Source organism: Vibrio sp. 811, assembly GCF_033339195.1.
In genome coordinates, this window is the sequence record NZ_JAWOUB010000008.1 from 86139 (window position 1) to 100552 (window position 14414).

A 14414-nucleotide genomic window follows, 5' to 3' on the forward strand; every position below is an offset into this window, starting at 1 on the left:
GATGCATCCCGAACATAAAACGAGGACTTACCGTAGGGTTTGAATCCATCCAAATTGTGTGTAAAACCTCACATCCCTCCTTCTGAAGCAGTCATGTTGCTTTACATTTAAAGCATGGTTCATTTTTCTCAAAAAACAAGTTTTTTATCCTAAATTATGAGAGCAATAGCACAATCTGAGTGAATGAATAATATCGCGACACTTCAAACACTCAATAGTGAAAAGCTAAATTGCATCTTTATTGATTAGGTCTAGACTCTGCGAAGCGTATACTTTCTTTCGTCCCTTCCCCCCCAGCAACAGGAGAGCTTGTTAATGACCAAACGCGAGAGAATTGTGAAATCTGTGTTGGCGCACGTACCGAAAGATGCGATTAACCAGTTTGTCTCTCGAGGGTCAACACCATTTTCTGTTCTCATTATGGCCGCCATTGTGGGTACGTTGGCTGGTTTTGTCGGTACGTATTTCGAGCTTGCCGTTCATTTCGTTTCTGAAACACGAACAGAATGGTTAAGAAGCGAAATTGGTAATGTTCTACCGTTGTGGCTGGCAGCGGTTCTCATTAGCGCACTTTTAGCTTTTATTGGCTATTTTCTTGTGCACCGCTTTGCGCCAGAAGCGGCAGGTTCTGGTATTCCTGAAATCGAAGGGGCAATGGATAATATTCGTCCAGTGCGCTGGTGGCGAGTTCTACCAGTAAAATTCTTCGGCGGCATGGGCGCACTTGGCTCAGGTATGGTGCTGGGTCGTGAAGGCCCAACCGTTCAAATGGGGGGCGCTGTTGGTCGAATGGTGACCGATATATTCCGCGTAAAGGATGACGATACCCGCCACTCCCTGCTCGCTTCTGGTGCTGCTGGCGGTTTGGCTGCGGCTTTTAATGCCCCACTCGCAGGCATTATGTTCGTTGTGGAGGAAATGCGACCTCAGTTTCGCTACTCTTTGATCTCAATTCGCGCAGTGATCATTTCTGCCATTATGGCGAACATAGTGTTTCGCGCCATCAACGGGCAAGACGCCGTTATCACTATGCCGCAATACCAGTCGCCAGAGCTTCAAACCCTATGGCTGTTTTTATTGCTTGGCGCATTGTTTGGCGTGTTTGGCGTGATCTTCAATAAACTGATTACCGTGGCACAAGACAGTTTTGTCGCAATTCACAAAAACGATCGTAAGCGCTACTTGATTGTGGGTTCGTTACTGGGAGGCGTGTTTGGTTTGCTTCTTTTGTACGTACCCCAACTAACTGGTGGTGGTATCGGCCTTATTCCTGACATTACTAACGGTAACTACTCGGTATCCATTTTAGTTTTGCTTTTCTTTGGTCGTGTAATTACAACCCTGCTCTGTTTTGGTTCTGGTGCGCCTGGAGGCATCTTTGCACCTATGCTTGCTCTGGGAACCTTATTTGGCTACGCGTTCGGAGCAAGTGCTGATGTTTTGCTCCCTGCGCTTGATATCGAGCCTGGTGTATTTGCGATTGCGGGCATGGGGGCCCTGTTTGCTGCAACGGTACGTGCACCGATTACTGGTATTCTGTTAGTGATTGAAATGACGAATAACTACTACTTAATCCTGCCATTGATCATTACTTGTTTGGGCGCTGTGATTATTGCTCAATTGTTGGGTGGACAACCTATTTACAGCCAGCTGCTGCATCGCACAATCAAAAACGAAAAGTTACGCCAACAGGATCTACCGGAGAATCAATCAACATAACATTCTCTTTGTTATCACTTCGCTCCAGACTATCGAAGGGGTTGGAGCGATAAACTCTGCATTTTTGCATCTTTTCCCAAATATTCGATACCAAACTCACAAAATTATCATTCTCTGATATTTGCTCACCACCTTTCATGAGAAACCCCTCTCCATACTTGTTAGTATTCGCTACTTAAATAGAGCATTTCATCCAAATCGTCATGTTTCGTTTCATTCAGGCAAAAATCAAATGGAGTAGATTTGAACTGGAGAAGACTTGTGCAGTTTTATAGTGTCCCGCCGTCTCAAGCCGCGTTGGCACTAGGTATGATAGGTTTAGGGCAAGCTTGGGCACTCTATGTTCCTGAGATTGGTGAACCGATACGCCCATTTTTGGCGTCACTCGGCGCACTTTTACTCGCCCCTGTACTCATAAAATATGCCGCGAATCCACGATTATTCATGGTCGACATTCGTCACCCGCTGAGTGGTAGTTTAATGGCACCAATGAGTATGGCGTTACTGATCCTTGCAGATTATCTTGCCGCTGTAGCGCCTATCATCGCTTATCCACTTTGGTTTATGGCGCTTTTGCTGCATTTTACTATGATGGTGCTGTTTTTTAGCTTTCAGCTAATGAACTTCAAAATGTCCAATATCGTACCGAGTTGGTTTCTTTATCCGGTGGGGCTGATCAGTAGTTCACTAGCCGGATCTCAACTAGGTCACAACTTATTCTCCGAAACGTTAGCGATGATGTGCATCGGCATTTATTTCTTCATGCTGCCACTCGTGTTGTATCGTTTGGTGTTTTTCGGCTCTCTACCAAGGCGAGCAAGACCAACCCTCGCGATTATGGCCGCGCCGGTAAACTTGTCATTAGCAGCATACTTGGTGAACTTTCCCTTGCCTGATCCGATACTGACAGGCGCATTGGCCGGGATCGCCATCACTATGACGTTATTGATCTACTTATGTTACTTCCGCTTACTTCGCTTGAAGTTTCAACCTTCTATCGCGGCAGTAACCTTTCCTTCCGTGATCAGCGCCATCGCAATGCATCGCTTGACCTCTTTTTTCGCCGAATCGCACCCTCACTGGCACTGGCTACACGACTTTGGTTTTCTAGAGCTCAGTATCGCGACTGTATTGGTTGTTTGGGTATCGGCAGGTTACGTCAAAATGTATTGGCCAGAAATCATGAAGTCATTTTCTAAACAAGCATAAAAAAAGGATGGCGTTTGCCATCCTCTTAGAATAGTACTTGGTTACCTAGCGTAAACCGTGCAGAAATTCGGCACGCGTTGCTGGGTTGCTCTTGAAGATGCCACCCAATGCAGTTGTTGTCGTTTCGCTGGTTGCATCCATCACACCGCGAGATTTCACACAGTAGTGTGTTGCGTCAATTGTCACTGCCACATCATCAGACTCAAGCAACGTTTGAAGTGCAACAAGAATCTGCTGAGTCATACGCTCTTGAACTTGTGGACGCTGCGCAAAGAAGCGAACGATACGGTTGATCTTTGATAGGCCAATGATCTTGCCACGAGGAATGTAAGCCACAGCAGCCTTGCCATCGATGGTCACAAGGTGGTGTTCACAAGTACTGGTCACTGTGATGTCCTTCACGCGAACCATCTCGCTCACGTTCATCTTGTTCTCAATCACTGTGATTTTAGGAAAGTTGGAGTAATCCAGACCAGAGAAGATTTCGTCAACGTACATCTTAGCAATGCGGTGAGGGGTTTCTTCTAGGCTATCGTCGGTAAGGTCAAGTTGAAGTAGACCTAAGATCTCACGCATGTGGTGTTCGATCTTCTCTTTCTTCTCTTCACGACTTACGTTGTTTGGACGCATTGGCGTTTCCAAACCGCGTTGCTCTAGCGCTTCTTTTACTAACTTCGCTGACTCGCTAAGACCTGACATTCCACTTCCTCTTTTGTTTTACTTCAGCCTTCGTACAAACCCAATCAAAATTGCATTCATACTTTTCGCTTTGAGTTGCTCAGTTCGTGTCTTTACACCAAGTCACATCAGATGAAGGTACTGAGCTGATTTTCTTGAGCTCCGCAGGTTTTTTACCCCTTTTGGATGGCTGACAAGGATACTCGGATTTTTGAATAATTACACCCATATTTTATAGGTGGACATTCTTACTCGGTCCCCTTTTTATGGTAAAGTTGCCACAAAACAAAAGAACACAGGATTTTCTCAATGGGCTGCTGCGACGCACCTGGCTTGATGCCAATTGAAGAAGCGATGGACAAAATGCTATCGCGAATCAAACCTATCCAAACAACGCTTTCTCTTCCACTTGCTGAAGCACTCGGTTTTGTACTGGCAGAAGATATCTTGTCTCCTATTCACGTACCGCCATTCGATAACTCAGCAATGGATGGCTACGCTATTCGCATTCAAGATCTTGAGTCATCTTCTGTATTGCCTCTGGCAGGTAAATCATTTGCAGGACAACCTTTTGAAGGTGAATGGCCTCAAGGTACCTGTGTTCGCATCATGACTGGCGCAAAAATCCCACAGGGTTGTGATGCCGTTATCATGCAAGAAAACACAGAAGTAACGGATACTGGTATTCAGTTCAACCAAACTGACGTGAAGCCGCAAAACAACATCCGTCCAACAGGTGACGACATCAAACAAGGCGACATCGTGCTGGCAAAAGGCGCACGTTTAACACCTCGCGATATTCCGATGATTGCGTCTCTTGGTGTGAGCCATGTGACAGTAGTACGTAAGCCAAAAGTTGCTTTCTTCTCTACTGGTGATGAACTTAAACCACTAGGCGAGCCCCTAGACGAAGGTCAAATCTACGACAGTAACCGTTACGGCATTAAACCGCTTATTGAGAACTTCGGTTGTGAAGCCGTAGATCTTGGCATCATTCCAGATTGCCCAGAGACTCTAAAAGCAACCTTTGAACAAGCGCAAACATTGGCAGATGTGGTTGTGACCTCAGGCGGTGTCAGTGTAGGCGAAGCGGATTACACCAAAGACATTCTTGAAGAACTTGGGGAAATCGGTTTCTGGAAGCTAGCAATCAAGCCGGGTAAACCTTTCGCATTTGGTAAGCTAAGTACAGCTTGGTTCTGTGGTCTGCCAGGTAACCCGGTTTCTGCAGTTCTGACTATGTACGTGCTTGTTCAACCAATGCTGGCAAAACTTGCAGGCCATACCGAATGGAAAGCACCCGAGTCTATTCCAGCAACAACCAAAACCGCCTTTAAGAAAGCGCCAGGTCGTACCGATTACCAACGTGGTATCTATACATTGGAAGATGGCAAGTTTGTGGTTGAAACAACCGGTAACCAAAGCTCTGGTGCATTCCGCTCAATGAGCCTAGCGAACTGTTTTGTTGTATTGGAACGTGAACGCGGCCGAGTTGAAGTGGGCGAAACGGTTCAGATTCAACTATTCAACTCAACCCTTTACTAGGAAGACGTTGTGGATATTCTTTCCGATCAGGAAATGTTGCGTTACAACCGCCAAATCATTCTTCGTCAGTTTGACTTTGAAGGACAAGAAGCACTCAAACAAGCATCGGTATTGATGCTTGGTGCTGGCGGTTTAGGCTGTGCATCGAGCCAATATTTGGCGACGGCTGGTGTTGGTAAAATCACGCTGATTGATGATGATATCGTCGAGCTGTCTAACCTTCAGCGCCAAGTGCTGCACCACGATGCGGATATTGGTCGTAAGAAGGTAGACTCGGCGGCCGATGCACTGCGTGAGCTTAACCCGCACATCATTGTAGATACCATCGCAAAACGTCTTGATGATACCGCGTTAGAGAGCCTGATTAAGCAGCACACTATTGTTGTCGATGCATCAGATAACGTCGATACGCGCAATCAACTTAACCGCCTATGTTTTGCGACCAAAACACCGCTAATTTCAGGCGCGGCCATTCGTATGGAAGGCCAAGTGAGTGTGTTTACTTACGACGACCCAACGCAACCATGTTACCAGTGCTTAAGTGCCCTCTTCGGCAGCGGTGCGTTAAGTTGTGTCGAAGCCGGAGTCATGGCGCCTGTTGTAGGTATTGTTGGCGCAGTACAAGCGATGGAAGCGATCAAAGTTATTGCTGATTACGGCCAACCAATGAAAGGTAAAATTCTGATTTTGGACGCGCTCAGCATGTCTTGGCGAGAAATGAATCTGATGAAAATGCCAACCTGTCCGGTTTGTAGTTAGTTCTAAACCTCTAATCATTCCCAAAAAGCCCAACTCGATGTTGGGCTTTTTTCTCATTTTGACAATCAGATTTAAAACCCCTCTTCTTACAAATATTAAATCAATAAAATTCAACAACTTAAAAGTTGGCACATTCCTTTCATTGCATATATCACGAACCAATGAGAGGGCGAATTATGAAAAGGACATCACTACTACTTGGGTCTCTAATAGCGAGCGCTTACGCACAAGCGGCGCCATTTGATACGTGCCCAAGCCAAGCATACCTGTTCCAATCAACCCCGGTTCAAATCTATGGCGTCAATTTGGTTACAGGCTCTACGACTCTTTTAGAGGACGACACAGGTTTGGCTTCGGGCATCAACGGTGTAGGCTTTAACTTCACTGACCGTTATATCTACGGCTACGACACCACAAACAAAAAGATTGTTCGTCTTGGTCAAGACTTCCAAGCAGAGACACTTGATGTTTCGGGTCTTCCTACCGACCACACGTTTTACGTAGGTGACGTTTACAACCACGTCTACTACTTGTACCGCAAAGGCAAAGGACTTTTCTCCATTGACCTTTCTCCGCTCGATTCTGATCCAAATGCGACATTGAGCATCGTGAAAATCAGCTCAACAGCGACTGTGAACCTAACCGACTTTGCATTCCATCCAGGTGATGGCTCCCTTTACGGCATCGACAACAACTCTGGTGTGCTATATCAGTTCAACCCATCAAATGGTAGCGCAACTGCGATAGGTGACACAGGTGAGAAAGGCACATTTGGTGCTGGCTACTTCGATGTAAACGGCAACTACTACGTGTCACGTAACCAAGATGGCAAAATCTATCGCGTTGACCTTTCGGAAGGTAACGCAGCCAATATCGCAGCAGGTATCGTTCCTGCGGTTGAGTTTGTATCCAACGGTCCAAGCTCAAGCCAAAATGACGGTGCACGTTGTGCAAATGCTCCGGTGATTAACGAAGACGAGCCAATTGATTTCGGTGATGCTCCAGACAGCTACCACACAACACTTGCGTCAAACGGTCCTCGTCACGAAGTGGACGGTGTAACTTGGCTTGGTTCCGTCGCTCCAGATGGTGATGCCGACGGACAGGCAAACGATAACTCTGTGGGCACAGCTGATGAAGATGGTGTTGGTTTTGTATCCGCACTTGATCCAGGCTTAAGCTCAATTGTGAATGTGACAGCTTCTACTTCTGGCTACCTATCAGCATGGTTTGACTGGAACCGCGATGGTGACTTTGATGATGAAGGTGAGCAAGTCTTTACCGACCAATTACTGTCTGCGGGTAATAATCCCCTACCGTTTGTAGTTTCAACCGCTGCAACAGAAGGTTCAAGCTGGAGTCGATTCCGCTTTAGCCAACAAACCGGATTAAACTACGATGGTGGTTCGACATCTGGTGAGGTGGAAGATTACCCAATTACCATCACTGGTAATGGCTACTCAGTGAAATATTTCCCGAGTGCAGAAGATTACGCCACCGTGGCTTATGAAGATAATTGGCCATACACCGCAGACTACGACATGAACGATGTGGTCGTGAAATTCCGCATCACTGAAACCAGTCTTGCTGGTCATGTTGAGAGTATTCAAATTACTGGCGACCTAGCGGCTTACGGCGCAAGTTACAAAAATGGCTTCGCAATCCGACTACCGGGTGTATTGAGAAGCTCGATTGAAAACGGATTAACAACGCTATCCTTCAATGGTGTAGAGCAAGCATCTAATGGCTTGGAAAGTATTTCTGATGAAGCAATTTTCATCATCAGTGAAGACTTAAGCACACACGCGGCGAGCAGCTGTAGCTACTTCCGCACAGAGTCTGGCTGTGATGATAACGTCTCACTCACCTTTACCTTGAATGTGTACTTCACTGAAGGCTCTGACCGTTCTGCGATTCAAGCCATGCCATACGACCCGTTCATCTTCGCAACGCCGGGGACTTACCATGGCGACGGGATTACCTTCCAACCAGGTCGTAAATGGGAAGTTCACTTAGCAGACCAAGCACCAACAGAACAGTTTGATGACCAAAACCTCTTCGGTGTCGGCGTCGATGCAAGTGACCCAGCACAAGGTGTGTACTTCAAAACAGCAAACAACTTACCTTGGGCACTGTTAATAGTAGAAGATTGGGATTGGCCGCTAGAGCGTGTAGACATGGTCGATGCATACCCTCAATTCCAAACTTGGGCTGAGTCTGGTGGCGAACTAAGCACAGATTGGCACACCGCTCCAACACCTAACAAATGCTACATTCCATAGGGAGATAACATTATGAAAGCACTTATCACAATCATCATGGGATTAGCACTAACGGCTTGTGGCGGAGGCGGTGGCGGCGGAGGTGGTAACAGTACACCACCTCCACCAACCCAAACCACCGTTGCAGAGGAAGACACAACCCAACAGGAAGAAACAACCGTAGAAGAGACTACCGTAACTGTAGAAGATGCAACCATGCAGGATCTAGTAGTACCAGATGGCTTTAGCTACAACCCAGTGACGGAAGGTACGCTCAATGTAGACATCAGTGGTTTCTCTTCACAACGAGCACACCTAAGCGTGTACAAAGAGTTTGTCGAGAACAGTTCAGGTAACTACGATGCAAAATACCCAAGCAAAGTCGCATCGGTTCCACTCAACAATGGTACAGCAAATGTCGACTTTAATGTTTCTGATAGCCAAGGTAGCCTACTTGTTGAAATTTGGTTCTATGACGGTAGTGACCCAATTCAGAAAGTGATTACTTCTGGAGACAACACTTGGACCATGTAACTGGGTAAATCGAAAGCTGTCTTTCAGAACAAATCTTCAATCTTTAACTTAAAAATCGCATCGTTCTTTTGAACATGCGATTTTTTTGTTGTAAAACAGTAAGATTATCCACCTAGCAAACTAAAGACAATGCAAGCACTGATTAGTACTGATGAACTCAATAGCCTTCTCGGCCAACCTAACGTCAAGCTCCTCGACGCTAGTATTGCGTTTCAAATCCCTTCTGAAGGCAAAAAGATTCAAGATAAGTGGATTCCAAATACTTTACGCTTTGATTACGACAATGACTTTTGCTTACCCGGTTCTTCCCTGCCGCATATGATGCCAACAGAAGAAGGCTTCAACCAAAGTGCGCTACAACTCGGTTTGAACAACGAAGATTTGATTGTGGTTTACGACAACTCTGGCACTTTAGCCGCGCCAAGAGCTTGGTGGATGTTCAAAGCTATGGGACATGATAATGTTCGAGTCTTAAACGGCGGTCTTCCAGCTTGGATTGAAGCAGGACTCCCTGCCGAAAGTGCCCTATCGCAACCAAGCGAAGAAGGCAACTTTGCGGGCAAGCTCAACCAAAATGCCTTTTTGAGTGCACAAGATGTTCTTGCTCATTCAACCAATAAAAGTGCCAACATCATCGATGCCAGAGCCAAAGCTCGCTTCCTTGGTGAAGTGCCTGAGCCACGAGAAGGTCTACGTAGTGGGCACATTCCAAATTCGGTTTGCTTACCGTTTCAAGAACTCTTGACCAACGGTCACATTAAACCAAACTCAGAGTTGCAACAGATATTTAGCGCACTAACGATAGATAGTGACAATTCGATTATTTTTAGCTGCGGTTCCGGTGTAACCGCATGCATTTTATTACTCGCGGCGTATCAAATTGGTCTAGACAATCTGTCGGTGTACGACGGTTCTTGGACCGAATGGGGTGCTGACCACTCTCTACCTATCGAGCGTTAAGACAAGTGTCTGTTTAACAAAGTATCTTACGTTTATCTAAAGATGATGTGTTCCAATAAACTAAACGCAGCTTCTAAACCAAACTTGTCATTTCGAAATAGAAACTGGCTATGAGTGATTTGTCCCTCCTCATAGCCTGACTACATCAAAAGCCGACTATTTCCGTTAGCGTTCAGATGTCGCGTTACCGTGCATTTGCTCATCTAAGTTGAGCACGGTTAATGCGTTACTAACGCTCGTGGCGATCACGTCTATCGCTCCAGTTCTTAATGCTCCGAGTAGAGCGAGTGGCTTGCTGTTCTCAGCTGCGATCGCAATGACTTCCGAGATCGGCCGAAACTCTTCAATACCAAGTCCAATTACTCGGTCACTCATTACCGTGTTCGCTACATTACCGTGAATATCAAAGAAGTCATAACCTGCAAAATCCCCTACCACACCTTGTTGAAGTCTCGACTGAACCACTTCATCAGGCGTAAACCAACCTAAGTCGACCATGTAACTGTTTTCGCTCATGTCACCAATACCAACCAAAGCAACATCGGCTTTACGTGCTAGGTCGAGCGTTTGTTTCACGGTTGCATTTTGCATGAAGGCCAACTTCTGTTCTCTATTTTCTGCGTAAGCCGGCGCATAAAGGGTTTCAGAGGTCCCCCCATATTTCTTCGCCAACTGACGACAAATATGGTCGGCGTTATACATACCGCCACGCGGATGAATACCACCAATGCCACACACAAATTTACAGTCACGCGGCGTAATAACACCAATATGGTGAGCGACAGACGACACGTTGCGCCCTTGTCCGACCGTCACCACCATGCCGTTTTTGAGCGTGCTAGTGAGATAATTGGACACCAATCCCGATACCTGTAGTCGTTGCGCTTCTTCATTCGGTTGATCAAGAGCAACAAGCGCGCGCTTAACGCCGAATCGCTCGATCAAACGTTGTTCGATCTTGGCGCTGAACACCGGATGGTATTTAACGGTAATTTCAACAATGCCTTCATCACGCGCCTGCTTGAGCATTCGCCCGACCTTTGCGCGTGATATGGCAAATTTTCTCGATATCTCTTCCTGAGTCGCACCGTCTTGATAATACGCGACGGAAATCTCTGTCAACAAATCCGTGTTTTCAATGGAAATATCTTGATTAGAACTGCTCATGGTTTCTCTCGCCCTTTAAGAGGATCGATATTGTATGCAATAAGTGAACATATGCTCATTGACTTAGCATATGTTCTTTATCAATTTAAACGCTACATTTGCTCATCGCAATAACATTTTCTCACTACAATTTTTTACCCTCTTGGACAACGCTCAAGCTTTGAACAATAAGGGCAAACGTTTATTTGGGTTAACCACTAAACACACAGTAAAAAAACGTTGATGAAGTTCACTATAAGTCCATTTCAGCGATTGACTTTCAGCATAGATAGGATAAATATGGACACATCATTTACTCAGCTATCGATCAAATGTTCATAGCATTTGTTCGGTAACGAAATTTTCCGTAGTTGGCTGAGCAGATGTCTCATTAAATGCGATGAGACGGTTAGCTAACTCGCTTGCAAATGCACAAGCTGTGATAACAAAAATCACGCTTAAGCCCATTTAAATAGGATGATCGATTATGAGCAACAAGTTAGAGCAACTTCGTAAACTAACGACTGTAGTAGCAGACACTGGCGAAATTGATGCAATTAAAAAGTATCAGCCAGAAGACGCAACAACTAACCCTTCTCTTATCCTTAAAGCCGCTCAAATCGCAGAGTACGCACCTCTAATCGATGCTTCAATCGAATACGCTAAAGCACAGAGCAACGACAAAGCTCAACAAGTTCAAGACACTTGTGACATGCTTGCAGTAAACATCGGTAAAGAAATCCTAAAAACTATCCCAGGTCGTATCTCTACAGAAGTAGACGCTCGTCTATCTTACGATATGGAAGGCAGCGTAGCGAAAGCTCGTCAACTAGTGAAAATGTACAACGATGCTGGCATCACTAACGACCGTATCCTTATCAAACTGGCTTCAACTTGGGAAGGCATTCGCGCAGCTGAGATCCTAGAAAAAGAAGGCATCAACTGTAACCTAACGCTTCTATTCTCGTTCGCTCAAGCACGTGCTTGTGCAGAAGCGGGTGTATTCCTAATCTCGCCATTCGTTGGTCGTATCATGGACTGGTACAAAGCGAAAGAAGGCCGTGACTTCGAAGCTCAAGAAGATCCAGGCGTACTATCTGTAACTAAGATCTACAACTACTACAAAGAATACGGCTACAAAACTGTAGTTATGGGCGCAAGCTTCCGTAATATCGGTGAGATCTTAGAACTAGCTGGTTGTGACCGTCTAACTATCGCTCCTGCTCTACTTGCAGAACTAGAAGCAGCTGAAGGTGAAGTAGTTGAGAAACTAGTTGATTCTAAAGGCGCAGCTGAGCGTCCAGCACCAATGACTCACGCTGAATTCCTATGGGAACATAACCAAGACCCAATGGCTGTTGAGAAGCTGGCTGAAGGTATCCGCAACTTCGCCGTTGACCAAGGCAAACTAGAAGCGATGATCGAAGCTAAGCTTTAATTGCTTATCAAAAGCGAGTAGCCCGTCTACTCGCTTTTACCATCAGCACTATTTTCAAAAAATTCTATTTGAACTTGTTTCGGCGAGTTCCCTCTATTTAAATCAAATATCGAGAAGTAATCACTATGGATCGTAAACATCTAGCAAATGCAATCCGTGCGCTAAGCATGGATGGTGTTCAACAAGCTAACTCTGGTCACCCAGGTGCACCTATGGGTATGGCTGACATCGCTGAAGTTCTTTGGCGCTCTCATCTAAACCACAACCCATCAAACCCTGAGTGGGCAGACCGCGACCGTTTCGTGCTGTCTAACGGCCACGGCTCAATGCTGATTTACTCTCTACTGCACCTTGCAGGTTACGAGTTGTCTATCGACGATCTGAAAAACTTCCGTCAGCTTCACTCTAAAACTCCTGGTCACCCAGAGTACGGTTACGCGCCAGGTATCGAGACCACAACGGGTCCGCTAGGTCAAGGCATCACTAACGCGGTTGGTATGGCTCTAGCTGAAAAAGCGCTAGCAGCACAGTTCAACAAAGAAGGCCACGACATCGTTGACCACTTCACTTACGTGTTCATGGGCGACGGCTGTCTGATGGAAGGTATTTCGCACGAGGCATGTTCTCTTGCAGGTACTCTAGGTCTAGGCAAGCTGATCGCGTTCTGGGATGACAACGGCATCTCTATCGACGGTCACGTTGAAGGTTGGTTCTCTGACGACACACCTAAGCGTTTCGAAGCTTACGGTTGGCACGTAATCCCTGCAGTCGATGGTCACGATGCTGACGCAATCAACGCAGCAATTGAAGCAGCGAAAGCGGATCCACGTCCTACACTTATCTGTACTAAGACTATCATCGGTTTTGGTTCACCAAACAAATCTGGTTCACACGATTGTCACGGTGCGCCACTAGGTGCAGAAGAAATCGCAGCAACACGCAAAGAACTAGGTTGGGAGCACGGTCCTTTTGAAATTCCGCAAGAAGTCTACGCAGAATGGTCAGCGAAAGAAACAGGCGCAGCTAAGGAAGCAGCGTGGAACGAGAAATTTGCAGCTTATGAAGCAGCGTACCCTGAGCTGGCAGCTGAATTTAAACGCCGCGTAAACGGCGAGCTTCCTGCACAGTGGGAAGAAAAAGCAAGCCAAATCATTGCTGATCTTCAAGCTAACCCAGCAAACATTGCATCACGTAAAGCGTCTCAAAATGCTCTAGAAGCATTTGGTGCTCTACTACCAGAGTTCATGGGTGGCTCTGCTGACCTAGCACCTTCTAACCTAACCATGTGGTCTGGTTCTAAGTCTCTAGAAGCAAGCGACTTCTCTGGTAACTACATCCACTACGGCGTACGTGAATTCGGTATGACAGCGATCATGAACGGTATCGCGCTACACGGTGGTTTCGTTCCTTACGGCGCAACATTCCTAATGTTCATGGAGTACGCACGTAACGCAATGCGTATGGCTGCGCTGATGAAAATTCAGAACATCCAAGTGTACACGCATGACTCTATCGGTCTTGGCGAAGATGGTCCAACTCACCAACCAGTTGAGCAAATGGCATCGCTACGCCTAACACCAAACATGAGCACATGGCGTCCATGTGACCAAGTTGAGTCCGCTGTAGCTTGGAAACTAGCGATTGAACGTAAAGATGCACCGACAGCACTTATCTTCTCTCGTCAAAACCTTGCGCAACAAGAGCGCACAGCAGAACAAGTAGCAGACATCGCGAAAGGTGCTTACATTCTGAAAGATTGCGAAGGCAAGCCAGAGCTAATCCTTATCGCAACAGGTTCTGAAGTTGAACTAGCAGTAGAAGCAGCAGCACAGCTAACTACTGAAGGTAAGAAAGTACGCGTTGTTTCAATGCCATCAACAGATGCATTTGACAAACAAGACGCCACTTACCGTGAAGCTGTACTGCCATCAGACGTAACAGCACGTATCGCAATTGAAGCAGGTATTGCTGACTTCTGGTACAAGTACGTAGGCTTCGACGGTCGCATCATTGGTATGACTTCATTCGGTGAATCTGCACCAGCCGGCGAACTATTCAAAATGTTTGGTTTCACGACTGAAAACGTAGTGAACACAGCAAAAGAGCTACTCGCGTAATTGCAGTAAAAAGATAGTCAGTTTTCTCTATTGCGAATGTGAAAACTG

Annotated in this window: 11 protein-coding genes; 9 read left to right on the forward strand and 2 right to left on the reverse strand. The window is 46.2% G+C overall.

The window, feature by feature from the left end:
• Nucleotides 1-315 precede the first annotated feature (315 nt).
• Together clcA and R7Q46_RS14165 are read left to right on the forward strand one after the other, a co-directional pair.
• Nucleotides 316-1719, forward strand: a complete 1404-nt coding sequence (clcA, locus tag R7Q46_RS14160) for a H(+)/Cl(-) exchange transporter ClcA (RefSeq protein ID WP_005373473.1) — start codon at nt 316-318, stop codon at nt 1717-1719.
• 261 nt (nt 1720-1980) lie between these two features.
• Entirely contained in the window at nt 1981-2928 is a 948-nt protein-coding gene (locus tag R7Q46_RS14165; protein WP_005373475.1) for a TDT family transporter, read from the forward strand.
• 45 nt (nt 2929-2973) lie between these two features.
• Here R7Q46_RS14165 and folE read toward each other — a convergent pair whose 3' ends face one another.
• Nucleotides 2974-3627, reverse strand: a complete 654-nt coding sequence (gene folE / locus R7Q46_RS14170; RefSeq protein ID WP_005373478.1) for a GTP cyclohydrolase I FolE — start codon at nt 3625-3627, stop codon at nt 2974-2976.
• Between the two features lie 288 nt (nt 3628-3915).
• Between folE and moeA the strand changes: the two genes are divergently transcribed.
• The 5 genes from moeA to R7Q46_RS14195 all read left to right on the forward strand — a co-directional run bounded on the left by moeA (nt 3916) and on the right by R7Q46_RS14195 (nt 9665).
• Nucleotides 3916-5151, forward strand: a complete 1236-nt coding sequence (gene moeA / locus R7Q46_RS14175; protein WP_045412151.1) for a molybdopterin molybdotransferase MoeA — start codon at nt 3916-3918, stop codon at nt 5149-5151.
• Nucleotides 5152-5160: 9 nt separating this feature from the next.
• The gene (gene moeB / locus R7Q46_RS14180; RefSeq protein WP_213871417.1) at nt 5161-5910 is read left to right on the forward strand and encodes a molybdopterin-synthase adenylyltransferase MoeB; all 750 of its coding nucleotides are present in this window, start codon (nt 5161-5163) and stop codon (nt 5908-5910) included.
• 176 nt (nt 5911-6086) lie between these two features.
• Nucleotides 6087-8192, forward strand: a complete 2106-nt coding sequence (locus tag R7Q46_RS14185) for an LruC domain-containing protein (protein ID WP_213871418.1) — start codon at nt 6087-6089, stop codon at nt 8190-8192.
• Between the two features lie 12 nt (nt 8193-8204).
• Nucleotides 8205-8705, forward strand: a complete 501-nt coding sequence (locus R7Q46_RS14190) for a hypothetical protein (protein ID WP_053307245.1) — start codon at nt 8205-8207, stop codon at nt 8703-8705.
• Nucleotides 8706-8834: 129 nt separating this feature from the next.
• A complete protein-coding gene (locus tag R7Q46_RS14195) occupies nt 8835-9665 on the forward strand; it encodes a sulfurtransferase (RefSeq protein ID WP_053307244.1) in 831 nt (276 codons plus the stop codon).
• Nucleotides 9666-9830: 165 nt separating this feature from the next.
• On the opposite strand, the gene R7Q46_RS14200 is transcribed toward R7Q46_RS14195, so the two are convergent.
• The gene (locus R7Q46_RS14200) at nt 9831-10832 is read right to left on the reverse strand and encodes a sugar-binding transcriptional regulator (RefSeq protein ID WP_005387670.1); all 1002 of its coding nucleotides are present in this window, start codon (nt 10830-10832) and stop codon (nt 9831-9833) included.
• A gap of 466 nt (nt 10833-11298) precedes the next feature.
• Between R7Q46_RS14200 and tal the strand changes: the two genes are divergently transcribed.
• Both tal and tkt read left to right on the forward strand, forming a co-directional pair.
• Complete coding sequence (gene tal, locus R7Q46_RS14205; protein WP_005373488.1) at nt 11299-12249, forward strand: transaldolase; 951 nt, start codon at nt 11299-11301, stop codon at nt 12247-12249.
• A 125-nt stretch (nt 12250-12374) separates the two neighbouring features.
• On the forward strand, nt 12375-14366 hold the full coding sequence (gene tkt, locus R7Q46_RS14210) for a transketolase (protein WP_136976715.1): 1992 nt from the start codon (nt 12375-12377) through the stop codon (nt 14364-14366).
• Nucleotides 14367-14414 lie beyond the last annotated feature (48 nt).

Bases quoted from the DNA above. Each gene is read 5' to 3' on its own strand.
- clcA (WP_005373473.1), top strand. From the start codon at position 316: ATGACCAAACGCGAGAGAATTGTGAAATCTGTGTTGGCGCACGTACCG.
- tal (WP_005373488.1), top strand. From the start codon at position 11,299: ATGAGCAACAAGTTAGAGCAACTTCGTAAACTAACGACTGTAGTAGCA.
- R7Q46_RS14200 (WP_005387670.1), bottom strand. From the start codon at position 10,832: ATGAGCAGTTCTAATCAAGATATTTCCATTGAAAACACGGATTTGTTG.
- tkt (WP_136976715.1), top strand. From the start codon at position 12,375: ATGGATCGTAAACATCTAGCAAATGCAATCCGTGCGCTAAGCATGGAT.
- R7Q46_RS14190 (WP_053307245.1), top strand. From the start codon at position 8,205: ATGAAAGCACTTATCACAATCATCATGGGATTAGCACTAACGGCTTGT.
- folE (WP_005373478.1), bottom strand. From the start codon at position 3,627: ATGTCAGGTCTTAGCGAGTCAGCGAAGTTAGTAAAAGAAGCGCTAGAG.
- moeA (WP_045412151.1), top strand. From the start codon at position 3,916: ATGGGCTGCTGCGACGCACCTGGCTTGATGCCAATTGAAGAAGCGATG.
- R7Q46_RS14185 (WP_213871418.1), top strand. From the start codon at position 6,087: ATGAAAAGGACATCACTACTACTTGGGTCTCTAATAGCGAGCGCTTAC.
- R7Q46_RS14195 (WP_053307244.1), top strand. From the start codon at position 8,835: ATGCAAGCACTGATTAGTACTGATGAACTCAATAGCCTTCTCGGCCAA.